18 protein-coding genes are annotated in these 23,244 nt (G+C 61.4%); 11 read left to right on the top strand and 7 right to left on the bottom strand.

The annotated features are described in order from the left end of the window. Positions 1-85: 85 nt before the first annotated feature. The 4 genes from CLG96_RS07800 to CLG96_RS07785 form a co-directional block, all read right to left on the bottom strand. Positions 86-583, bottom strand: coding sequence for an acyl-CoA thioesterase (locus CLG96_RS07800; protein WP_107967327.1), 498 nt, complete (start codon positions 581-583; stop codon positions 86-88). Position 584: 1 nt separating this feature from the next. Then, positions 585-1,913 carry a cystathionine gamma-synthase family protein gene (locus tag CLG96_RS07795; RefSeq protein ID WP_243395688.1) on the bottom strand — a complete coding sequence of 443 codons (1,329 nt, stop codon included), beginning with the start codon at positions 1,911-1,913 and terminating at the stop codon, positions 585-587. 20 nt (positions 1,914-1,933) lie between these two features. Further along, positions 1,934-2,317 (bottom strand): RidA family protein, encoded by a 384-nt coding sequence (locus CLG96_RS07790; RefSeq protein WP_107967325.1) that lies wholly within the window; start codon positions 2,315-2,317, stop codon positions 1,934-1,936. 73 nt (positions 2,318-2,390) lie between these two features. Continuing rightward, complete coding sequence (locus CLG96_RS07785) at positions 2,391-3,527, bottom strand: PepSY-associated TM helix domain-containing protein (RefSeq protein WP_107967324.1); 1,137 nt, start codon at positions 3,525-3,527, stop codon at positions 2,391-2,393. Between the two features lie 211 nt (positions 3,528-3,738). On the opposite strand from CLG96_RS07785, the gene CLG96_RS07780 reads away from it, so the two are divergent. Then, complete coding sequence (locus tag CLG96_RS07780; protein ID WP_107967323.1) at positions 3,739-4,872, top strand: alanine racemase; 1,134 nt, start codon at positions 3,739-3,741, stop codon at positions 4,870-4,872. Positions 4,873-5,008: 136 nt separating this feature from the next. On the opposite strand, the gene pdxR is transcribed toward CLG96_RS07780, so the two are convergent. Further along, a complete protein-coding gene (gene pdxR / locus CLG96_RS07775; protein WP_165799593.1) occupies positions 5,009-6,481 on the bottom strand; it encodes a MocR-like pyridoxine biosynthesis transcription factor PdxR in 1,473 nt (490 codons plus the stop codon). A gap of 25 nt (positions 6,482-6,506) precedes the next feature. On the opposite strand from pdxR, the gene CLG96_RS07770 reads away from it, so the two are divergent. The 8 genes from CLG96_RS07770 (at position 6,507) to CLG96_RS07735 (ending at position 18,555) form a co-directional block, all read left to right on the top strand. Further along, on the top strand, positions 6,507-8,315 hold the full coding sequence (locus tag CLG96_RS07770; RefSeq protein WP_107967321.1) for a serine hydrolase domain-containing protein: 1,809 nt from the start codon (positions 6,507-6,509) through the stop codon (positions 8,313-8,315). A gap of 44 nt (positions 8,316-8,359) precedes the next feature. Beyond that, positions 8,360-9,706: an MFS transporter gene (locus CLG96_RS07765; RefSeq protein ID WP_107967320.1), complete on the top strand. Its 1,347-nt coding sequence runs from the start codon at positions 8,360-8,362 to the stop codon at positions 9,704-9,706. A gap of 134 nt (positions 9,707-9,840) precedes the next feature. After that, positions 9,841-11,424, top strand: coding sequence for a serine hydrolase (locus tag CLG96_RS07760; protein ID WP_107967319.1), 1,584 nt, complete (start codon positions 9,841-9,843; stop codon positions 11,422-11,424). Between the two features lie 73 nt (positions 11,425-11,497). Further along, positions 11,498-13,003 (top strand): M81 family metallopeptidase, encoded by a 1,506-nt coding sequence (locus tag CLG96_RS07755; protein ID WP_243395696.1) that lies wholly within the window; start codon positions 11,498-11,500, stop codon positions 13,001-13,003. 299 nt (positions 13,004-13,302) lie between these two features. Further along, entirely contained in the window at positions 13,303-15,519 is a 2,217-nt protein-coding gene (locus CLG96_RS07750) for a TonB-dependent siderophore receptor (protein WP_107967317.1), read from the top strand. A gap of 122 nt (positions 15,520-15,641) precedes the next feature. After that, positions 15,642-16,577 (top strand): 3,5-dioxohexanoate:acetyl-CoA acetone transferase, encoded by a 936-nt coding sequence (kce, locus tag CLG96_RS07745; RefSeq protein WP_107967316.1) that lies wholly within the window; start codon positions 15,642-15,644, stop codon positions 16,575-16,577. Positions 16,578-16,589: 12 nt separating this feature from the next. Further along, complete coding sequence (locus tag CLG96_RS07740) at positions 16,590-17,375, top strand: SDR family oxidoreductase (protein WP_107967315.1); 786 nt, start codon at positions 16,590-16,592, stop codon at positions 17,373-17,375. Positions 17,376-17,487: 112 nt separating this feature from the next. After that, positions 17,488-18,555, top strand: a complete 1,068-nt coding sequence (locus CLG96_RS07735; RefSeq protein ID WP_107967314.1) for a threonine aldolase family protein — start codon at positions 17,488-17,490, stop codon at positions 18,553-18,555. Between the two features lie 143 nt (positions 18,556-18,698). Here the strand turns inward: CLG96_RS07735 and CLG96_RS07730 are convergent, their stop codons facing one another. Beyond that, on the bottom strand, positions 18,699-19,325 hold the full coding sequence (locus tag CLG96_RS07730; RefSeq protein WP_107967313.1) for an FMN-binding negative transcriptional regulator: 627 nt from the start codon (positions 19,323-19,325) through the stop codon (positions 18,699-18,701). A gap of 336 nt (positions 19,326-19,661) precedes the next feature. Here CLG96_RS07730 and CLG96_RS07725 point away from each other — a divergent pair, with 336 nt between their 5' ends. Both CLG96_RS07725 and CLG96_RS19160 read left to right on the top strand, forming a co-directional pair. Beyond that, positions 19,662-20,177 (top strand): hypothetical protein, encoded by a 516-nt coding sequence (locus CLG96_RS07725; protein WP_107967312.1) that lies wholly within the window; start codon positions 19,662-19,664, stop codon positions 20,175-20,177. A 272-nt stretch (positions 20,178-20,449) separates the two neighbouring features. Continuing rightward, entirely contained in the window at positions 20,450-21,844 is a 1,395-nt protein-coding gene (locus CLG96_RS19160) for a sugar transferase (RefSeq protein ID WP_107967311.1), read from the top strand. 598 nt (positions 21,845-22,442) lie between these two features. On the opposite strand, the gene CLG96_RS07710 is transcribed toward CLG96_RS19160, so the two are convergent. Continuing rightward, entirely contained in the window at positions 22,443-23,114 is a 672-nt protein-coding gene (locus CLG96_RS07710; protein WP_133175377.1) for a hypothetical protein, read from the bottom strand. Between the last annotated feature and the right edge of the window lie 130 nt (positions 23,115-23,244).

The raw sequence follows: 23,244 nt of genomic DNA, 5'->3' as shown, positions 1-23,244 counted from the left end.
TATTGCCCTCGAAAGTCGCGTGCCGGACCAGCCAAGGGCGGCTGCAGCATCGCGCCGATCTGCTCTTGCCTGCGCTCCCTTCCCGTCAGGCGCGGACGGCCTCTCCGTCTTTCTCCACGACGAGCAATGCTTCGGCCGCCGCGCGGAACGCCTCGGGCATCGCGGCCGAACGTCGCACTTCCAGATCGAAGAAGATCGATATGATCTCGCACGTTGCGAACAGATGCGTGCCGTCGATCGAGCGCATCTCATGCACCGAAGTGAAGGACTTGCCTCCGATGCGCTTGAAACCGCTATGCAGCACCAACAATGTGCCAGGGCGGACCTCCGCAAGATAGGTCATTGCGCAGGACGCATCGACGACGCCGAGGCGCCCCGCCTCGGCTGCGCCGGCAAAACCGCACTGCGCGAGCAGATGCTGCGCCGCATCGTCGAAAAAGCCCTGATAATGGCGCGTATTCAGATGGTCATTGGCGTCGCAGAGCCAGGGATGCGCAATCTGGCGTCCTGTCTCGACCAGCCGTGCAACCGGCGATGTGGGGATCGATCCCGGGGGTGGAGCGATTTTGCCGCGCGAGGCCATCTCAGGCTGCCAATGCCTGTTCGAGATCGGCGATGAGATCGGACGCGTCCTCCACCCCGCAGGAGTAGCGGACGAGCGTCTCCGGGATGCCGAGCAGTCTGCGTTCGTCAGCCGAGCATTCGACATGGCTTGTCGTGGCCGGTGGACCGGCGAGCGTGTTGACCGAGCCCAGGCTGGCCGCGCGATGGGCCAGCTGCAGCCGGTTGAGGAAATGCTTGGTGGTGTCGAAATCGCCCCGGAGCGCGAAGCTGAGCACGCCGCCATAGCCGCTCATCTGTGCTCGCGCGATGTCATGTCCCGGATGCCACTCAAGCCCGGGATAGTAGACCGCCTCCACGCGCGGGTGATCGGCAAGCCGTCGCGCGACAGCAAGCGCGGTCTCATTCTGTCGGCGCACGCGCAGATCCAGCGTCTTGAGCCCCCGCAGCAGCAGATAGGCGGCGAACGCCGACAAGCAGGCTCCCGTAATCTCGCGATACTGGAAAACGCGGCGCACCAGCTCGAGCTGGCCGACCAGAACGCCGCCCATTGCGTCGTCATGACCACCGAGAAACTTGGTTGCGCTATGCACCACGAGATCGACGCCGAGATCGAGCGGCCGCTGATTGACCGGCGTGGCGAACGTATTGTCGACGACCGTGACAGCCCCGACCTTCCGGGCCGCACGAACGGCACGCGCGAGATCCAGAATCTTCAGCGTCGGGTTTGTAGGCGTCTCAAGGTAAACGAGGCTGCACCCCTGCCCGATCGCCGCCTCGAGTGCCTCGCCGTCATGCGTATCGACGAGCTCGACCTCGACATTGATGCGCGGCAGGATATCGAGAAAGATCTTCGACGTTCCGCCGTAACTATCCTTGATCGACACTACCCGGTCGCCAGGCTTCAAAAGTGCGAACAGCGTGTTCGAGATCGCCGCCATGCCGGAGGCGAAGCTCGTGGCGTCATCCCCTCCTTCAAGGCGGCGTACCTTCTCCTCGAACACACGAACGGTCGGGTTGGTATTGCGGCTGTAAATGTCACCCGGAGCGCAGCCGAGCGCCGCATCGAGCCATGAATCGATGTCCGGATAGGCAAAGGGCGCGCTCTGAACGATTGGTATCTGCGCGGCACCGAAGGCCAGAGGCTGTTCTTCACCGGCCCATGCCGCAATCGTGGCCGCACTCAATTCCCTTTTCAACCTGCCCTCCATCGCGTCGTAATTGGTAATTCCAAATGATGACCTGCCTTGTCCGACAGGCGCCGAATAATAGTCAGCCAAGCGGTGCAGGAACGGATGGCGGCTTAACCACCGACGCTCCCCCGTTTTTCTTTCTCTGGTCTCAACAAGCATTGATCGGCGGGCGCACGTTTCTATTTCGCGGCGACAGCCTCGATCTCGACGCAGAAGCCATAATGAAGCTTGTCCACGGGCACCACCGCACGCGCAGGCCGGTGCGAACCGAACATCTCCGCATAGGCAAGATTGACTTCGGGCCAAAGCTCGATGTTCGACACATATATTGTCGTTTTGAGAACGCGCGTAAGATCGCTCCCCGCCGCTTCGAGTATCCGGGCGATCGAAGATAGACAGCGCCTTGTCTGCACAGCGGCCGGTGCGCGCGCAGGCTCCGGGTCGTCGGCGTCGTAACCGAACTGACCGGACACGAAGATCATGCCTCCATAGGCTACAGCATGCGAATAATGACCTGCGGGAGGAGGCACCGTCGCCGCCCGGATCGTCTCAATTTCTTCCATAAGCGTCCTTGATACAGAGCGATAGCAGTAGGTGATCTTGAATGCCGGCTGGACGCCCTGCTGCTGCAGGGCATCATGGCCTTGCAAGCGATCGAGCCGAATGCCGCTGCCTGGCTGCTTTAAGATTTGACCTGCGAGATCGCCGCTTGATCCACCAGATTGCCGGGCCGGTGAAGGTTACGCCAAGAGCCGCGATCATCGATGCCAGCCAGATCAGGCGCGTCGCAATGCTCCCGCCCTCTCCCCAAATGCCGCCCCAATATCCGAGATGCAGGTGAAGGAGCCAGGATTCCATGATCCGCCCGGCGCTGGTCGGCTCTTCGACACTAAGAACCCGATGACTTGTCGGATGCAGATAAATCATGGTCCATCCATTGACGAATGGATCCCCTGGGCCGCGCGCGCGCACCCGAACGGGCGCCAGCCCCCCCTGCTGCAACCTGATCTGCCTGGGGATGGCATGTGGGACGGCGTGCCGGGCCGCAGCCAAAATTGCGTCCAGATCAGTGCTTCCTTGCCCGCCCCGGCCCAGGATCGGCGGCACGGTCGAGAACCGCTCGCCCGTCAATCCCTCGATGATTGCGCGCCTCTGGCTTGGAAAGGCGATCGAGGCACCGGTGATGCCCACCAGGATCAGGATCGCTGACACATAAAAGCCGATCGTCCTGTGCGCATTGTAGATGAATGCACGTGGCGGCCCCCGAAGCGGCAGCCGCAACGCGCGGCTCAGGCGCCCCCGAGGCCACCAAAGGAAAATTCCCGTCAGCCCCATTCCTACGGCCAGCAATGCCACCGTGCCGGCCGCGACTGCCCATGCTTCGCCGAGCAGGAAATACATGTGCAAATTGGTAATGATGCCAACGAACGAACGCGCGCGTGAACGCTGCCCCAACAAATCGCCGGTATAGGGATCGACGAACATATCGATGCCATCGGTCGAGTGCAGCTTAAGCGCCCGGTCGGCCGAGACCGGCAAAGTGACCACCCTAACGGCAAGATCGGGCCGATATACGCGAACGGACGCCATCAATTCCGAAAGCGGCAAGGGCGAGCGCTGCGGCGAGACGTAGAAAAGTTCGGGGTTCAGGGCCCGATCTATCTCGTCGTCGAATAGGAGGATCGCACCCGTCACCATGATGAGCATGAGCGGTATCAGCACCGCCAGCCCGCCATAAAGGTGAAGCTTGTGGACGAGCTTGCGTGGGCTCATGGGAACGATACCCGTTTCATTGGAGCGCTGATAAGCGAGATAGGATCAGCCGCAACAGCACCACTTTGGATCGCCCATGCCGGTCCAATAGAGCGGTCCGAGCAGCCAGTATCGAAGTGGTACTGTTCCAAGGTGCCATGGTCATTAACCGCAGAAGCATTGCCGGCTGGACAAATGCCAGCGGGCACAACGAACGACCTGAGGCAAGCCCTTGATAAATATCTCCGACCTGCAGACACCCTGCCTGCTGCTCGAGCTGCGTAAACTCAACGCGAACCTCGATAGGATGGCACAGCGGGTGGATGCGCTCGGCGTTCGGCTCCGCCCGCACGCCAAGACCGCGAAATCCATCGATGTGCTTGATCGCGCATTGGGCTCCGGAACGGGCGGCATCACGGTGTCGACGCTGCGTGAAGCCGAATATTTCCTCGACCATGGCATCACCGATATCCTCTACGCGGTGGCGATCGCTCCGGCCAAGCTCGCGACCGCGGCGGATCTGATGCGGCGCGGCGCGGACCTGAAGATCTTGGTCGAAAGCGCTGAGACTGCTCGCATCGTCTCAACGGAAGGGCGTCGCGCCGGTCTGCGATACAAGGCCTTTGTCGAGATCGATAGCGATGGCCACCGGGCCGGCGTCCGCCCCGCATCTGCCGAACTGCTTGAAGTCGCCGATGCGCTCGACGGCGTCGGTGCCGAATTGTCAGGCGTGCTTACCCATGCCGGCAGCTCCTATCATTGCGATGATACGGCGGAGATCGCCCGCATTGCCGCGAGCGAACGCGAAGCGGTGGTGCGGAGCGCCGAGTTCCTCCGTCAGGCCGGCCATAGCTGTCCCGAGATAAGCCTCGGATCGACCCCCACCATCACCTTTGCCTCCGATCTGGCCGGCGTGACGGAGGCCCGTGTCGGCGTATATATGTTCCAGGATCTGGTAATGGCCGGTCTCGGCGTCTGCGCCGTCGAGGACATAGCGCTCTCGGTCCTGGCCACGATAATCGGCCATAGGCGCGATACCGGCGCACCGATCATCGATGCGGGCTGGATGGCGCTTTCGCGCGACAGAGGCACGTCCATGCAGAAAATAGACCAGGGTTACGGCATAGTCTGCGACGAGCTGGGCGCTGTTCTTCCCGACATGATCGTCGTCGCCGCCAACCAGGAGCATGGCATTGTCGGCCGACGGGACGGAGGCATGATCGATCCCTCCCTCTTTCCGGTGGGAAAGCGATTAAGAATTCTCCCGAACCATGCCTGCGCCACGGCGGCCGCGCATGACGCGTTCCATGTCGTGGGACCGGATGGCACGGTGGAAGCCGCCTGGCCTCGCTGCCGCGGCTGGTGACGCCACAAGCTCAACCACTCGGCAAATGCTCTGATCGCCTATCCTGAAACCGCCAATATGCTCGAAGCACAGGGCAGACGGAGCAGCCCTTGTCCAGAGCAATATTGCAGCTTCCGGAAAGTGGCCATCAAAATTCTCAGCCCGCTTCACGTCCTTTACAGCCAGTCAAATCAGCGAGCTTCTGCATGATATAGCTGATTTCGCCTTGGCTGTAACGAGCATATCCGAAGAGTACCGCTTCGGGCCTTGGAAATCTGTGACAGTAAGTGGATAAGGGTGAGAGCGGGATGCCAGCCTTATTGGCAAGGTCGGCAAGTCTTGCCGCCGAAATATTGTGCGGCAGGCTATCCAATAGCCAACCGACGGAATGCATGCCGCCATCCTGCGGTTCGAAGCGCAACAGCTCAGGCAAATAGCGCTCGGCGAGCGCAAGGAGCGTATTTTGGCGCCCTTCATATAGCGCCCTCATCCGGCGGAGATGGCTCGCATAATGTCCATCTTCAATGAATGAAGCGACCACGGGCTGCAACTGCAGAGACGTATATCGGTCGACGATCGCCCGAAGCCTCGAATAGCTTTCCACAAATTGCGGTGGCAGAACAATATAGCCCAGTCGGATATTCGGTATGAGTATTTTCGAGAAAGTCGCCATGTAAAAGACACGGCAAGACTGATCCGCCGTGTAGAGAGGTGGCAGCGGGCGTCCCGCAAAGCGGAACTCGGAATCGAAATCATCCTCGATGATCCACGCATCATTTCTCTGCGCCCAATTCAACAAGGCCGTCCTGCGCCGCTGACTGAGCACATAGCCGAGCGGAAACTGGTGCGAGGGGGTAACGACCGCCAACCGCGCGCCGGATGCAGCTTCCGAATTGGCGTCGAGGCAGATACCCTCACCATCAACGGGGATGAACAGCGGCTGAGCGCCGCAGGCTATTGCCTTCGCAACCATCCAGGGCGCCGATGGATCCTCCAGCACGACCTGGTCGCCAGGTGACAGCAAAAGTTGAAACAGAAGATTCAGCCCGTGAGATGTGCCCGATGTGATGGCAATTTGCTCAGGATCGCAAATCAGGCCGCGAATATCGCGCAGATAATCGGCGATGACCCGACGCAGGGGAAGATAACCCATCGGATCGTGCGGCCCCAGCAAGTCCGCTTCTGGCTGCTTCCATGCGGATCGGAATAGCGCCGACCATGTTCCGAATGGAAATTCGCGTACATCCGGAAATATAACGCGGCTATGGGGCAGCAAGGATTTGGGAATATCCAGATCAAGCAGCGCCGACGCAGTGGTAGAAAGACGAACGCCGGCAGGCATCTTGTCCGGTGCGGCCGAAGTCGACCTGCACCCTATGGCATCCTCCGGAACGGTATCGACGACATAGGTGCCGGATCCCTGACGAGCCTCGACATAGCCCTCGTTCATCAGCATCTCGAATGCGAGAAGGACCGTGCTGCGCGAGCATTGGATCAGCTTCGCAATCTCCCTTGTCGCGGGGAGCCGCGTTCCCGAGGCAAGCTCACCGTTCAAGATCATGCCGCGAAGCTGCCCGAACAACTGCTGGTAGATCGGAACGCGCGAGTCAGGCTTGAGCTCGAGGTTCACCAAGCTGGGCGGCAAAGGTCTCGACATGTTCCCCAATCTCGAACGCTGTTCGCCTGCCAAGCCCGTTAACGCGGCTTGCTCGCGAAGCAAGCGCGAAAGCGCGCAAGCTCAAGCGGACCGGTTCATCTATCGGAGAGTGGTTCTCCCCGAACTGCGAAAATGCTGCCACGTGGGATGGCGTGTTGATCTTGAACGCTGTCCCGGGAATCCCGTCATAGTGCTGAATCCGGTCGTATCAACGAGCATATCCGCGCGTATCGACGCCCTTTTCGCGCCTTACGACAAGCCCCACATGCCGGGGCTGTATATCGGCATTGTCCAGGATTCCGAACTCATCCACCTGAAGGGTTACGGCCGGGCGGAGATCGACCACGACATCGAATGGGGACCGGGCGTTCGCACGCGCATCGCCTCGATCAGCAAGCAAATGGTGGCCTTGCTCCTCGTCGAGCTGGCGCGCGATGGCTTCATCGATCTCGGCGAGCCCCTCGGCAACATGCTGCCTGAGCTTCCTTCGTTCGCGCGAGACGCGACCGTCGATGATTGCCTGCTTCATGTCACCGGCATTCGCAACGATGAGCCGGTGGCCGATCTGGCCGGTCACACGCAGGGCGCGGAAGTGACTTTGGACTCCTTGTACCGGCTCGCTTGCCGTCAACGCACTCCGCAACGCGGGCTCGGACAGGCGTTTGACTATAATGATGCGGCTTACAGGCTGGTCGTCCGCTGGATCGAACGGCGGCTTGGCCGGCCGATCGGAGAACTGCTTGCCGAGCGCCTTTTTGTTCCGCTCGGCATGGACAGCGCGGCCATGACTTACGACGAACATCAACTGCTCGCAAATGATGCGAGCATGTATGAGGTCACCGACCAGGGTTTCAATCATTCATTCTGGGGCCGCTCGTCTTCCGGCGACGGCGGCATTTCGATGAATTTCGACGATCTGTTGCGTTGGTACAGGGGCGTCCTGACCAACATGTCGCGTATCGCGCCCTTGTTGGCGCCTTCGCGACGGACGCCCGATGTCGCGCCATTTGCGCGTCGGGGCCTGTTCAGGGGCGTACATCGCAACCGAAGCTGGATCGGCCATGCCGGCCTTGGCGGCTGCGGAATCTTTCATTTCCCCGAAGATGATCTCGGCATATTGTTCTTCGGAAATCGTTCCGATCTGCGCCGTCACACACTTCCGTTCCGGGTCTATGACGCAGTTCGGCCCGAATGCATCGACAGTGCCCCGCCCGCAATCTCGCTCGGACTGGAGCAGGATGTCGCTGGCGGTGCCGCCTTGCAGACTTTTGTCGACTGCGACACCGGCGACATCGTCCGGATCGCCCAGGGGCGACATGGATTGCTGCTTCGCCATTTCGCCCAGAATGCTTATCTGGGCCGGGCTGCCGACGGCATATTCGAGACCGTGGATGGAACGACCTCGGCGCGCGTGAAGCAACTGGCCAGCGGCTGGGAGGTCGATCTTGGCTTCGGTCGCTGGCAGCATTTCATTGCCGCATCCGCGCTATATCCGACCATTTCAGTGCCGGCGGGCCTGTTCGCGAGCGAGGAAGTGGGCGCGTTGTTGCGCGTTGAGCCGATCAGCGACAGCGACGATATTCTGGTGCGCTTCGCCGAAGGGCCTTCGCCGACACTCAATCGCGTCCTGGCACGCGTGGCCCCCAGAACATGGAGCGATGGCGAATTTGCCGCGCTCCACCTGCCGGCTATCCGCGAGAACGGAGCCTGCCCCGAGCTGCTCGTCCACTGCAACACCGCCCGAAATATTCGATATGCCAGGATCGGAGAGAATGGAGAGCGAAGGATCGACAGTTTTCCGCGCTGATCCCGACAGTGTCGCGATGAAACCTCGCCTCATCCACGGCGGCAATGGTGCATTTGGAGATTGCAGATGAAAGGCTTGTTGCGCAGCGACCCAGATCATTCCGATCGGTCTCGATGATAGGATTATTCCATCGGGCGCTTGGCATCGCCAATGCGAGACAGCCGGGCCTGCAGGATCAGCCTTGGGGCAAATTCTTCCTTATCGGCACGATTTGCGCCGCGCAGGCGCTGCCACTCAGCTTCAGCAACGCGATCGTTCCGACGGCCGCCCGCTCTTATGGGCTGCAGCCATCCCAATTCTGGCTGCTCTCGCTGCCATTGGTGCCAATGTGGGCAAAGCTGCTCTGGGCGCCCATGGTGGATAGCTACGGGTCGCGTCGCTTCGGCCGGCGGCGAAGCTGGATCCTTCCTTGCACGGCGGCCGCGGCCGCCCTGCTCGCCATGCTCGGTCTCCTGCGCCCCGCGGGCGACCTCCTGATCCCGATGTTCCTGCTGCTGACGCTGCAGATGTCGATTGTCGCCACCCAGGACATCGCCGTCGATGGCTATACCATCGAGAATCTCGATGAGCATGAAAGGGCGCTCGGGGCAGGCGTGAAGGCGATCTTCGAAGCGGTAGGCGCCCTGCTATCAGGAACATTTCTCTTCTTCATGCTCGCATCCGCCGGCTGGACGGCGACCACCCTGACGGCGGCCATTCTGTTCCTTCTGCTCACGCTGCCCATAGTCCTACGCAAGGAAAGCATGCCAAGCCCGCGAACGAAAACAGCGGATAGGGCGTCGCTGGCAAGATTCATGCGTCAACCGTTCATGCTGCGGCGCTCTCTACTGCTCATCGGAGGTGGAGCGACGAATGCGAGCCTGTCGGCGATGCTCGGGCCCTTCCTGCTGGATCGAGGCTTGTCGCTGGGACAGGCCGGCATGATCGTCGGCACTATTTATCTTATAGGCGAGCTGTGCGGCTCCGCTGTTGCGGCCCTCTTCATCAAGCGCGTCGGGAGCATCATTGTTCTTTATGTAATTGCGGGCCTTGCACCTTTCCTGATCGCCGGATTGGCAATCACCGCACGATCCGCGGAGGTGGACTTTGTGTCCGCCGCCTTATTGGGCTTCCTGCCGGCAATTCTGATCAGCACCCTCCACGCGGTCTTCACCTTCGAGCGCCTGAGCTGGGCGGTTGGAGCACAGCCAGGCACGGACTTCACCGGCTATGGCGCCTTCTACAATATCGGCCGAACCATTGCGCCGGCCCTCGCTGGCCTGATCGTCGCGGCCAGCGGCTGGTCCGCTTTCTTCTTCGCAATGGCGGCGCTTTTGATCGGCGTCTGCCTGTCAATGGCCAAGATGATAGATGGGACCCGGGCCCGTCAGCCGCAGCGCGCCACATCATGAGCGATGATGCGCCGATCCTCTTTTCGCCCCGAGAGCGGCCATAAGGAGAGGCAAATCGGATCCCGGCGCCCCTATCCCGAACATGCCTGCCGCTACAGAAATCCGTCTGTCGGCCTCGATCATAAGGAGAATCAATGTTTGATCATTGGAGAGCCCGCCATGGTAGCTCCGCCGGCGGTAGGCGTTTCATTGCATTCATTCTTGCAATCGCCACGGCGACGAGCGGCGGCTTCGCCGCGCCGCAGCGCGATTTCACCCAGATCGATGCCCAGATAGAAGAAGCGCGAAGGACGTGGCAGCAACCGGGCCTTGCTGTTGCGGTTGTCGAGGATGGCCGTGTCATTCATGCGCGCGGCTTTGGCACGCGCAACATGTCGACTGGCGAACCGGTCGATGCCGATACGGTATTCGGCATAGGATCCTGCACGAAATCCTTCGTTTCGGCGACGGCAGGACAATTGGTGGAATCCGGCCGGCTGAAGTGGGACGATCGCGTTCGGGATCATTTGCCATGGTTCGCGCTTCACGACGAGGCCACCACAAATATGGTGACGCTTCGAGACCTGCTGGCGATGCGGACCGGCCTTGAAGGTTCTCCTGGAATTTTTCGCGAGATCGCCAAGGATCGGACGGATCTCGTCCGGCGTATGCGCTATTTGAAGCCGCTCGCACCGTTCCGGAGCGAGATGGTCTATACGACCGACAATTATACCGCCGCCGGGCTGGTCGTGGCGCAGATCGCCGGAACGAATTGGGAGACGGTAGCCCAGAATCAAATCTGGGGCCCGCTCGGCATGACGCATACCAATGCCGATCATCGCGTCGCGCGCGCGCTCAGCAACAGCGCATCGCCCCACATGGCCATCGACGGGCGAATGGCGCCTATTCCCTGGATTTACGAAGATCATGTCGCCTTGCCGGCCGGCGGGGTCAATAGTTCCGTCAACGACATGGCGCGCTGGCTCATGGTCCTGCTGGGCCAGGGAAGCTGGAACGGCAAGCAGATTTTGCAGCCTTCGACCGTCCAGGAGATGGAGACCCCGCATACGCCGAACCGCGGACATTATAAGTCAAAGGCGCTTGCCACCATATTGGGCGAGGGGCCGGACGGTGTCCGCTTCATGAGCTATGCGCTTGGCCTCGGCATTCAAGATTATCACGGATCCACCGTTGTGCAGCATGATGGCGCGATCGATGGATTCCGTTGCACATTGGCAATGCTTCCCGAAAAGAAGTTCGGCGTCGTCGTTCTCCTCAACGGCCCATATTGGCTATTGGGACATGCCGTAACACAGCTTGTTCTTGATTATGCCCTTGACCTTCCCGCCAAGGACTGGCCGGCAGCTTTCAAGGCCTATAGCGATCATATGGATCGCGAGGAAATGCAGGAAGAACAGCGCATCCAGGGCCAGCGCAACCCTCGCCTGCCGGCACTGTCTTCGAGCGCCTACGCTTCACGATATCATGATGACGGAGCGTTCGGCGAAGTCGAAATCAAGGCCGAGCCGAATGGCAAGCTGATCATGAGTGCCGGGCCGGTCACATATGAGCTGCAGCATTGGCGGCGTGATACCTTCGCCGTCGTCAAACGCTGGCCATATCCGGTGCCCCGCTCCTTCTTCGTCAGCTTCCTGACGGATGCCGCTGGCGAGGTAACCGGCTTCAAAACCTCATATGGCGGCGAGTTCCACCGGACGGAACCATCGCCTGGGTCATGATCCAGCGCGACAGCCGGCTTTTCCCGCTCGAAAGGCCGGCACGTCCGCATGGCGAATTTGGAGAATCTTGTTGATGCCGCCCGCCGATCTTCCGAAGCGCATAGCGATCCTGGGTATCGAGCTCGAAAGCAACCGCTTTGCCCCGGTTACGGGGCATGACGACTTTATAAATCACGGGCTGCTTGTCGGCGAGGACATGGCGCCCTTTCTCGCGAACGCGGATGTGTTCGGCTTCGGCCCTGCCATGTCGCGTCTGAGGAAATGGGAAGCGGTGCCGATCCTGCTCGCGGACGGCAAGGCGGGCGGCCCCTGCGACCATGGCTATTTCCTCGAGCTGCTGGCCGAGATCCGGGAGCGGCTCACGGCCGCGCTGCCGCTCGATGGCGTATATATCTATGGCCATGGCGCCGGGATCACGACCGAGCTCGCCGATATGGACGGAGCCTATTTTCGGGCGGTTCGCGAGATTGTCGGGCCCGCAGTCCCGATCGTGGCCACGCTCGATCTGCATGGCAATATTTCGGAGGAGATGGTTGCGCAAACCGATGCGCTCATAGCGATGCGCACCAATCCACATGTGGATCATTGCGCCCGTTCGGCCGACGCCGCGCTGCTGATGAACGAATTGTTCGAAGGAAAGCGTTTCGCCAAGAGTTTTGTCCGGCTCCCGCTGGTGACGCCGCAGGTCACCCAGCTCACCGCGCCCGGCGAACCCTATGGCGACCTCATGAATGCCGTCGAGGCGGAGATAGGCGAGACGATCGCGACCGCCTCCGCCCTGGCGGGATTTGCCTTTTCGGATACCGGCTATAACGGCATGGCCATCCTTGCTTATGCAAGGAGCGGGCAAGAAGCCGCGGATCAGGCCGCCGGGCGCCTCGCAAGCAGGGCCTGGCAGGACCGCCGGCGGTATCGGCGCGCCACCAAAAGCCTTGCCGAGGCGGCGCAACTGGCATTGCGCGCCGATGACCGGGCGGATGGCCCGATCATCCTGGCCGATATCGCCGACAATCCAGGAGGCGGAGGACGGGGAAACACCCTCTGGATCCTGAAAGCCCTGCTGGAAAGCGGCGCGCAAAATGTCCAGCTTGGGCTTTTCTATGATCCTGCGCTGGTCGAAGAGGCCTGGGAAAGAGGCGTTGGCGCAACGTTCGATGCGCGGCTGAACCGCGACGAGACAAGTCCATTTTCCGAGCGGATGACGGTTCGTGCGACGGTCCGCAAGCTGACGGAAGGGCGCTTCATTGCCCGGCTCGGGGTATTGGCCAATGCGCCCGTGAACCTTGGAAAGACCGCCTGGCTGTCGCTCCCCGGTATCGACATCGCGGTCGTGAGCGTCCGCGAGCAGATGTGGGGTGCGGACCTTCTGGAGGATATTGGACTGGATCCTCGCAAAGCGAGCAGTTTCGTCGTCAAATCACGCGGCCACTTCCGGGCCGGTTTCGAGCATTTGGTCAAAGACGCCAATATCTTCGAGGTGAATGCACCGGGCCTGACGACGCCCGATCTCCAGAATATTCCTTGGCAGGGATTGTCCCGGCCGGTTTATCCGCTCGACCAGGAAACGCAGTGGCCATGAACCGCCCTATGCGGCGCGCCGGCATCGCCAATAGCATCGCCTGACAATCGGCGTTCCTGCCACGTACAGCGGCCTGTTGCGGTGTGCCCGATCAAGTATCGCCCCATTCCACGATATCAGGATCAGGGTCCGGACGTGCCAAGGAGGTGGCACGCTTGGATGCGGGACAAGTGGTCTTGGCTAAGCGCCGCGGTCATGTGTCAATTTCATGATGTTCGAGTTTCTGCGGGATTGTTCTCGCTCCTGAGGAACAAAAAGCCTCGCTCGAATGCGCGTAGTTCACCGTAGCCATCGAGACCATGATCCACCCTTCCAGCGGGTGGATAAGGGGGAAACAAGGGGGAAGAATGGGATATTCGGAAGAACAGATCGCCAGAGTTCCGACCGGACGGAACATGTTTACGCGCGGTCGTCGCCTTGGCGCATCATGCGCTGTGATAGCCTTCATCATTGCAACGCCCGCCTCCGCACTTGCTCAGGCATCGGCGGATAGCCAGGCAGAGTCGGGACGCGACGACGAAATCGTCGTAAGCGCCCGCTACGCGAATAGAGACGAACGGTCCGATACCGCGCTCAAAGTCCCAACGGATATCAAGGAACTTCCCATGAATGTGGGAATCCTGACCGAGAATTTTCTGAAGGACATCAATGCGCAGGATCTGAACGACGCGATCGAGTTCGTCAGCGCCGTCAATCTCTCCCGGAACTTCTCCGGCGTCTATGATCAGTTTACGATACGCGGTCAGTTTGTCGATCAGGTCAATGGATATCGCCTTGACGGATCGGCCTATGTGAACTTCGTTTCGCCGGATTTCTCCTCGATCGAGGCCATCGAGGTATTGAAAGGTCCCGTTTCCACGCTTTACGGCCGCGGCATCGGCGGCGGTGTCATCAATTTCGTCAGCAAGAAGCCGCTCAAGGAAGCCTTTGCCGAAGCAAGCCTGCAATTTGGCAGCTTCGACCAGAAGCGCGGCACGATCGACGTTTCCATTCCGCTTTCCAGCACCTTCGGCGTGCGGTTCAGCGGCGCGATCGGCGAGACTGAATCGGCCACCGACGTGGTGCAGAACGAGAAGAGCTCCTTCTACGCCGTCGCGCGCTGGGAGCCGACGGAAAATACCAGTCTGATGGCGCAATATACGCTGCAGCAAAACAGCGGCGTTCCCTGGAACGGTCTGCCACTGCGGCGGACAAGTGCCGGCAAGCTGGAAGTGCCGGACGAGCTGCCCCGTCACACCTTCGTCGGCGCCGACTGGAACAATTTCGATCTCGACTTCCAGAACGTCAATCTGATGGGCGAGCAAGTCCTCGGCGACAATCTCCGCCTGAAGCTGCGCGGCAGCTATACCTATCTCAATCGAGCCATCACGAGCGCGCGGGGCGGATCAACGCTGGATTCCACCAACAGCTACAATCTCGCCGGCTTCTTCGACTATGCGGACGGTTATGACAATTATTCGACGGAAGTGAATCTGGTAAAGGGACTGGGCAGCGATGGCCAGCTCGGCTCGATCCTTCTGGGCGCCGATTACTCCAAGCTCAATATGAAATATTACGGCAATTACGACATGCCGTTGATCGTCCGCAAGGTCATCACGGATCGCAACTACAGCTACGCCCAGCCCGATCTGCGCCCCAACTTCTTCGCTGGGGAAGCCTATGAGGCATATGGCACTTTTGTCCAGGCGACGGTGAAGCCCATCGAGAAGCTGACCTTGCTCGGCGGGATGCGCTATGACTGGTTCGAGAACATCTATGACGACAAGGGCACGGCGGAGCCGCGCGACTATGTCTATGATGTGAAGAAGCTGACCTACCGGGTGGGGGCCAGCTATGCCGTTACCGACGAAGTCTCGCTCTACAGCGGCTACAGCACGGGTTTCGACCCGTCATTCGCGATCAACAGCCTGACCGGCGAACCGATGGGTGCAGAAACGGCGCGCAATATCGAGGTCGGAGCGAAAGGGGATCTGTTTGGCGGACGGCTTACCGTCAACACCGCCCTTTTCCACACCAGGCGCAAGAATGTCCCGGTGCCGAACCCGGATCAGATCGGTTCCGGACCCGATACGGTGCTGGGCGGCGAACAGACGTTCAAGGGGTTCGAGATCGATGTCGCGGCCTCGCTTGTGCCCGGCTGGGACCTCTATTCCTCCTTCGCCGTGCTCGATGCGAAGGATGAGGACGGGAACACGCCACGCCTTGTGCCCGACTGGTCGGGAAGCTTCTTCTCCAGCTATGCTTTCCAGGCGGGGCCGCTTGAGAATTTCGGCGTCGCGATCGGCGCACGCTTCAGCGACGGCCGTCCCGGCAACGCGGCTAATAGCTATTTCCTGCGTAGCTATGATGAATGGCAAGCCCAGCTCTTCTACCGGGCCAAGAAGTTCGACGTGAAGCTGTCGGTCGACAATGCCTTCAACAACAAGTCGATCGTAAGTTCGGAGGGCGGCACGCTCAGCGGGCTGACGTTCAACGAGGCTCGCAGTGTCGTGCTGACCGCAGTCTTCAGGATGTGAGGCGGGGTGGCGGCCCGGCCCTTTCGGGGCACGGGCCGCTATTTCCTTTTATCCATCCATGCATCGGGCAGGGTCGTGCCCGGTGCACCCGACGCCGGGCAAGGCGAAACCAAGGAAACATTATGCGCCGCACCGAAAAGGTGATCATCACTTGCGCCGTCACCGGCTCCGTCCACACGCCGAGCATGTCGCCGCACCTGCCCATCACGCCGGATGAGATCGTCGACCAGTCGGTTGCCGCGGCCGCGGCCGGCGCTTCGGTACTGCACCTTCACGCGCGCGATCCGCGCGACGGCCGGCCGACGCCGGACCCGGACATCTTCATGCAGTTTCTGCCGCGCATCAAGCAGCAGAGCGACGCGGTCATCAACATCACCACCGGGGGCAGCAACAGCATGACGCTGGACGAGCGTCTGGCGGCTCCCAAGCGCGCGCAGCCGGAACTGACCTCGCTCAACATGGGCAGCATGAATTTCGATTACAGCCAGGCTGCCTCGCGCATCCGGGATTGGAAGTTCGACTGGGAGAAACCCTATATCGAATCCTCGGGCGAGCGCATCGCCTACAACACGATGGGCAATATCGAGCGGATCTGCCGGGAGATCGGCCAGGCCTATGGCACCCGGTTCGAATTCGAATGCTATGATGTCGGCCATCTCTATACGCTGGCGCATTTCGCCGACCGGGGCCTGGTGAAGCCGCCCTTCTTCATCCAATGCATTTTCGGCGTCCTGGGCGGGATCGGCGCGGATCCCGAAAATCTGACCCATATGGTGCGCATCGCCGACAAGCTGTTCGGGGACGACTGGGATCTTTCGGTGCTGGCGGCGGGCCGGCACCAGATGAACTTCGTCACCCAGTCGGCGGTCATGGGGGGCAATGTCAGGGTCGGGCTGGAGGACAGCCTCTATATCGGCAAGGGACGCCTGGCGACGAGCAATGCCGAGCAGGTCGCAAAGATCGGGCGCATCCTGCGCGAGCTCGACCTGGAGGTGGCGACGCCCGCCGACGCGCGCCGGATGCTCCAGCTCAAGGGCGCCGACGCCGTTGCATTTTGAGGGGGCAGTGGAATGGAGCTCAAGGTAGCGAGCGTGGAAGGATTGCGCATTCTCGTGACGGCCGGAGCGTCGTCGATCGGGCGTGCGATCGCCGAGGCTTTCGTCGCGGCCGGCAGCCGCGTCCACATTTGCGATATCGACGCGGCCCTGCTGGAACAGACGCTTCAGGAACAGCCGCTGCTGCGCGGCACGCTTGCGGATGTGGGATCCCCGCAGAGTTTGGACAGGCTGTTCGAGGATGCGGCAGCCTGGCTTGGCGGCTTCGACGTGCTCGTGAACAATGCGGGCGTTGGCGGGCCGCGCGCGCTGCTCGAGAATGTCGCGGAGGATGCGTGGGACGATTGCATCCGCGTCAATCTGGGCGGGCCCTTCTACTGCATGAAGCGCGTCATTCCGTTCATGAAGGCGCAGCGTTCGGGCTGCATCCTCAATATCTCGACCAGTTCGGCGCGTACCGGCTTGCCCGAACGCAGCCCCTATGTGGCGTCCAAGGCGGGGCTTATCGCGCTCAACGCCAATGCCGCCCGCGAACTCGGCCCATGGAACATCCGCTGCAACGCGATCCTTCCCGGTGTCGTCGACAATCCGCGCGGCAATGCCCTGATCGAGCGGTTCGGGCGTGACAATAGTCTCTCCCCAGACCAGGCGCGCGAAACCTTCCTTCGTTATGTCTCGATGCGTTCGATGATAGGCATGGATGAAATCGCGGCAATGGCGGTCTTCCTGGCGAGCCCCGCAGCACGGCATGTTTCGGGCCAGGCGATCGGCGTGTGCGGCAATGTCGAATGGGAAAGCTGAGACCGCGGACGCCGTAATGCGCCGCTCTCTCAGGAATAGCGTGCGGACGGCTGCTCCTCCGGGCGGTGGCGTCGCAACGGATGCCAAATGTTCGGGAGCAATCGACAGCAAGATGCCTAACAGCACTCAGCAGTTCGCAAGCGACAATTATGCAGGCATCTGCCCGGAGGCATGGGCGGCAATGGCGGCCGCGAACGTCGGGCATGTGCCCGCTTATGGCGAGGATGGCTGGACGGCACGGGCCTCCGACGCCTTCCGCGAGCTGTTCCGAACGAACTGCGATGTCTTTTTCGCATTCAATGGCACAGCGGCGAACTCGCTGGCTCTGGCCTCGCTCTGCCAATCCTATCACAGCGTGATTTGCTCATCGACCGCACATGTCGAGACCGATGAATGCGGCGCACCCGAATTCTTCTCGAACGGATCAAAGCTGCTCGTGGCTGCGACCAAGAGCGGGAAGCTGACGGCGGAAGCGGTGCGCACGCTTGCGGCCAGCCGTTCCGACATCCATTTCCCCAAGCCGCGGGCCGTGACGATCACGCAGCCGACGGAAACCGGGCAAGTCTATTCCATAGACGAAATTCAGGCGCTTTCGGCGACGTGCCGCGATCTTGGCCTGCGACTGCATATGGACGGCGCACGCTTTGCCAATGCCTGCGCGGCGCTCGGCTGCGAACCTGCGGATATAAGCTGGAAGGCGGGCGTGGATGTCCTCTGCTTCGGCGGCACCAAGAACGGCATGGCCGTCGGCGAAGCGGTCCTGTACTTTGACAATTCGCTCGCCGAGGGTTTCGACTATCGCTGCAAGCAGGCAGGGCAGCTGGCATCCAAAATGCGCTTTCTGGCAGCGCCTTGGGTGGAGATGCTGTCAAGCGGCGCCTGGCTCCGCAATGCCGCGCATGCGAATGCATGTGCCCGGCGCCTGGCTGATCAGGTGTCAGGGTTGCGGGGCTGTGAACTCATGTTCCCGGTCGATGCTAATTCGGTGTTCATTCGCGCGCCGGAGCAAAGCCTTCAGGCGCTGAGACAGCGCGGATGGCGTTTCTATACATTCATTGGCGGCGGCGCTCGCTTCATGTTCGCGTGGGACTCGGATCCGGTCCGCGTCGATGCGCTAGCGTCGGACCTCCGTGCCATCTTGGGCACGAAGGCTGATCCTATGAGCATCAATATGCCATGAGGATAGGGTGATCTGCCGCGGGTTCGGTCGACAGCAGGACGACGGCTTGAAACGGTGGATGTGCATGGAATAGCGGCCAGAGCAGCCCGCGCATGTTCACCGCCCTGCCCCAACGCTCTTTCGATGCGCTGCGCAACTATCAGCTATGCTGCGCTCGCTTCGGACGGACAGCGGCCCGGATTGAAGCGACGCATCCAGGCCGTCAGCGCAGGATCGGGATGATTGCGGAGGATCTCGGCCAGAATCTCGGGCCGCTCGTCCTGGCCCAGCTTGAAGCGGCCACGCACTACGCGCACCTCGGCACGGAAGGCGATTATGGCACGCTCCATGCCGCGATAGCGCGCACCGCTTTCCTCGACATGCCAGGGCTCCGGCCGTCCTGCCTCCATCGCCTCGACGAGCGCGGCCAATGCCGCATCGCCGCCTTCCGGCTCGAAACGGACCTCTGCCTCGATGCGGAGCTGCGCGAAATTCCAGGTCGGCACCCAGCTTCGGTCGGAAACGAGGCCCGGCGAGACATAGCCCTGCGGCCCCTGGAACAGGATGAGCGCGCGGGGATTGGCAGTGAGCGTGGCGTATAGCGGATTGCTGCGCGCCATATGGCCGAGAAGCCGCGCCACCCTCCGATCGCCATCCTGCTCGACAAGAAGTGGCAGGAGCGAGGCATGACGCGCATCGCCATCGCCGGCACTCACCCAGGCCAGCGGATAGTCATGGATCAGGTCGACGACATCGGCATCGGAATAATGTTCAAACAACGAACCAGGCATCTCACCCCCGCGATCAAGCCGCCAGCATAGCAATCCCGGCGCATGGTCGCCATCGATCAGCGAAATGCATCTCGGCCCTTGTCGGACATGGGTGTCAGACATGGATGTCGGGCATGGGCGATCGTCGCCTTTCCGCCTGGGCGGCGACCTGAGTCACGACCTCTTGCGGCGCAGTCCGTGCGAAGGCCATCGGTCAGCCGGATCTGCCACAGGACGTTCGATCAACGTGGCGAATGGCTGGAGAGATACGGAATTCCCGTTGAAAGCAATTCCATGCCTGATAGACTTATTTTCCATAAAGGAGAGGCAGTATGGCATCCATAAAGGAGAGCCAGGATGGCAATTACAGCCAAACTTTTCCTGCAGGGCGCGCAGCACGACCGCCCGCATGTCCGCCAGAAGCCGCGTCCGGATGGCGATATCCGGATGGCTTCGCATCATCGACTGGACATCGTCCTGCATGATCTTTCCGTCAACGGCTTCTCGGCCGAAGTGAACAGCACGCTCCCGGTCGACCAGCAGGTCTGGCTCAAGCTGCCCGATCGGGATCCCATCGATGCCCGCATCATCCGGCGACGGGATCGGCGCATAGACGCGCGCTTCGCGATGCCGCTCGACATTCGCACGGTAGCCGACGCCCTGAAGGCCGGCTCCGCCAGATGGGCGCCTTTTCCGATCGGCAGGCCGATATCCGAGCCGCGGGCCGGGCATCGAGCCCAAGCGTCATCGCCCTATTTCCCGCTCGGCCCCGCAAGCGCAGACCATTGGCCTCGCCGACGCAAGCTGATCGCCATGATCGTCGCCGCGCTGCTGCTCTGGACCATGATCTTCACGGCGATCAGCCGACTTTAGGCCCGAGGCCGGCGCTCCGCTCGGAAGCAGCGCCCCCTATTCCCTGATATGCCGATGCCCGCCTGCCCCGACACATGATGTGCGCCGCGGCCGACCGACATGCGCCCGGGAAGTCAATTTGCGCTATCGTGAAGACATGTCGACGGGCTGGCAAAATCTCACGACGAACAGGCAAATAGTGATTGTGCATCGCACCATATTCGCTGTCATCCGGGATGGTTTTGGCCTAATATCTCTGCTGTGGAATAGGGCAGCAATGAGGCCAGGAATCCATGAACATCATGCTGACACGCATGGGTCTTACGATCGACCCATCCTATGATCGCATCTTCCAGCGCCCGAAATCGCGGCTACGGATTCAGCTATACGCCATAGCAGCGACCTTCGACATAGTGAGCATCAGCAGTGGCTTCATGCTCGCCTCCCTGGTTCGCCACCATAGTCCGTTCCATTCCGTCACCTGGAACCTGATCGGGGTCATCATCCCCGTCTTCCTGCTGACCGCGCTCAATCTCCGGGCCTATGGCTTCGAGATTCTGGACAGCGCATCGCGCAGCATCAAGCGCGCGCTCACCGCGTTCGCAACTGCGATATTTCTGGTCTTCGGCATCGCCTTCTACTTCCAGGTCGGGGATGAGATTTCCCGCTTCATCGTCAGTTCGGGCACGCTCGCCTCGTCCCTGCTGCTGATCGCCGGGCGGAGCATGCTCGACCGACTGGCGTCGCGCATCATGCCGGATGGCCCGACCAACAAGCTTATCCTGTGCGACGGCACGTCCCGGGCCGCCGGGCGGGGCGAGAAGGTCGTGGACACGCTCGCCGCGGGGCTGCAGCCCCGGCTCGACGACCCCTTCACGCTGGACAGGCTGGGTCAGCTCGCCCGCAATGCCGATCGCATCATCGTCTCCTGTCCTCCGGCACGGCGCGAGGCTTGGGCAAATGCGCTCAAGGGCGCGAACATCGATACCGAGCTGCTGATGCCCGAGCTGGAGCAGCTCGGCATCCTGGGCGTGGAGCAGTTCGATGGCGCGCCGACCGCGATAGTCGGCCGGGGCCCGCTGCGCGCACGCGAGCGCTTCATCAAACGGACGTTCGATCTCTGCGCGATCCTGTGGTGCCTGCCGCTGCTGGCCGTCGTCTGGGCGATCGTCGCCATATTGATCAAGCTCGAGGATGGCGGCCCGGTCTTCTTCATGCAGAAGCGGATCGGCGAAGGAAACCGGATATTCCCCATCTACAAGTTCCGCACGATGCGTTCGGAAAGCCTGGATGCGGAAGGCCGCATATCGACCGCGCGCAACGATCGCAGGGTCACCCGGATCGGGCGGATATTGCGCGCGACCAGCATCGATGAACTGCCGCAGCTTCTCAACGTGCTGAAGGGCGATATGAGCATCGTCGGCCCCCGCCCCCACGCCTTGGCCTCGACGGCGGGCGATGCACTCTTCTGGGAGGTGGACCAGCGCTATTGGGGTCGGCATGCGGCCAAGCCCGGCCTGACCGGGCTGGCGCAGATACGCGGATTCCGCGGGGCGACGGCATGCGCGGACGATCTGACCAATCGCGTTCAGGCGGATCTGGATTATCTGTCGGGCTGGACGCTCTGGCGCGACATCAAGATCGTCTTCGCGACATCCCGGGTATTGCTGCACAATAATGCGTTCTAGCAGCATAGTTGCGTCTTGAACGAGGCCTGGATCGCCGGACCTCCCCCTGCCTGCCGCGCGGTCCCGATGGCGCGATAAAGCGGAGCGACATTCTGCTCCTCATCATAGGTCGGGACCGCGCTCGAAGCACCGACCACATGCACCTCCCGTTTCGGGATAGAAGCATATTGGAAAGCCATGGACCAGGCGAGCATAATGTTACCGAATAGAAACGGTTAACAATCTTGCACATCGCATGAATATTGAAATATTCACCGATGTTGCGGACGTGGAACAACAATCGCTCTGCCGCACAATCGACACGAATAGTCAAATGCCGCTGTTATTCTATCAACATATATTGTTGGATTCGCGGCATAAACGGCCAGTTCAGGCAGGGTGATATGACCCGGCCGACATGGTCCATTTCGCACCGCAGCAGCCCTATCGCTCCGCGGCAATCCTGCTCGGCGCGCAGCGCTGGCGTTCGATCAAGATGGAGGAGGCTTGGCGACGACCTTCCAGTCCAGGGAGAGGATGCGGCGCAAGTTCGCGCACGTCCGGCCATGGCGGCTCGCCGCCCGTTGCGGGGCGGAGGGGCTGCTCGATGGCTAGGAGGTCAGGCTGTCATCGCCGCTGGCGCGACGACCGACTTCTCGCCGCCGTCCCGCCCTTCCGCTGCGGCGCCGATCCGGTCGACATCCCCGGCATCCGGCAGCGCGAGCAGCCGCTGCAGCGCCTTGCGATCGACACGACGCCGCAGGCCGAGCCACAGGATGAGCGACGCACCCGCGGCAACCGCGCACCAACCCGTCATCGAGACGGCAAGCGACATTTTGGGAAGCGCCCCGATCGTCTGGGCGAGCATGATCATGCCGAGCCCCGCCACGCCGACGACATATCCCCGCTCGAAGCGCGAGAGCGGCATCAATCCGCCGCTATCGCGCAATCCTATCCAGGGACCATCATGGCTGTCGCGCGCGGCGACCGCGACGACCGTGCCGGAGGGCATGGTCACGGACTGGACGTCGATGGTGGCTCCCGGCACCACATTCATCTCGGCCGGCACCTCGATCGCGATCTCGGCACCGGAAGGCCGCTCATAGACGAGCCGCCGCAACGGATTGGCATCGGCACGCGGCTTGGCGGCATCGACCAGGCCGACATCCGTGACGACGCCGCGTTCGAGGATGACGCCCACAATGCCGAAAGAGGTCGCCACCGGCGCCTGCTGGACATCCAGGGGCTCGATGATGTTCGCCACCGAAAAAATGTCGCGCTGATCGCCCAAGGCTCGAACCTCCATCGCTCCAGTGACGCCGGCTTTTCCCTGATAGGCCCAACGCGCCGCAACAGGAAAGGATTTATGGTACAATCTCATGGGCATGTAATGCGACTTAATGCCGTGCGACATGGCCCTA

Origin of the sequence: Sphingomonas oleivorans (genome assembly GCF_003050615.1) — a bacterium.
In the GTDB taxonomy this organism is placed as follows: domain Bacteria; phylum Pseudomonadota; class Alphaproteobacteria; order Sphingomonadales; family Sphingomonadaceae; genus Sphingomonas_H; species Sphingomonas_H oleivorans.
Note: the sequence above shows the minus strand (reverse complement) of the source record. Positions and strands in the feature narration are given on the sequence as shown.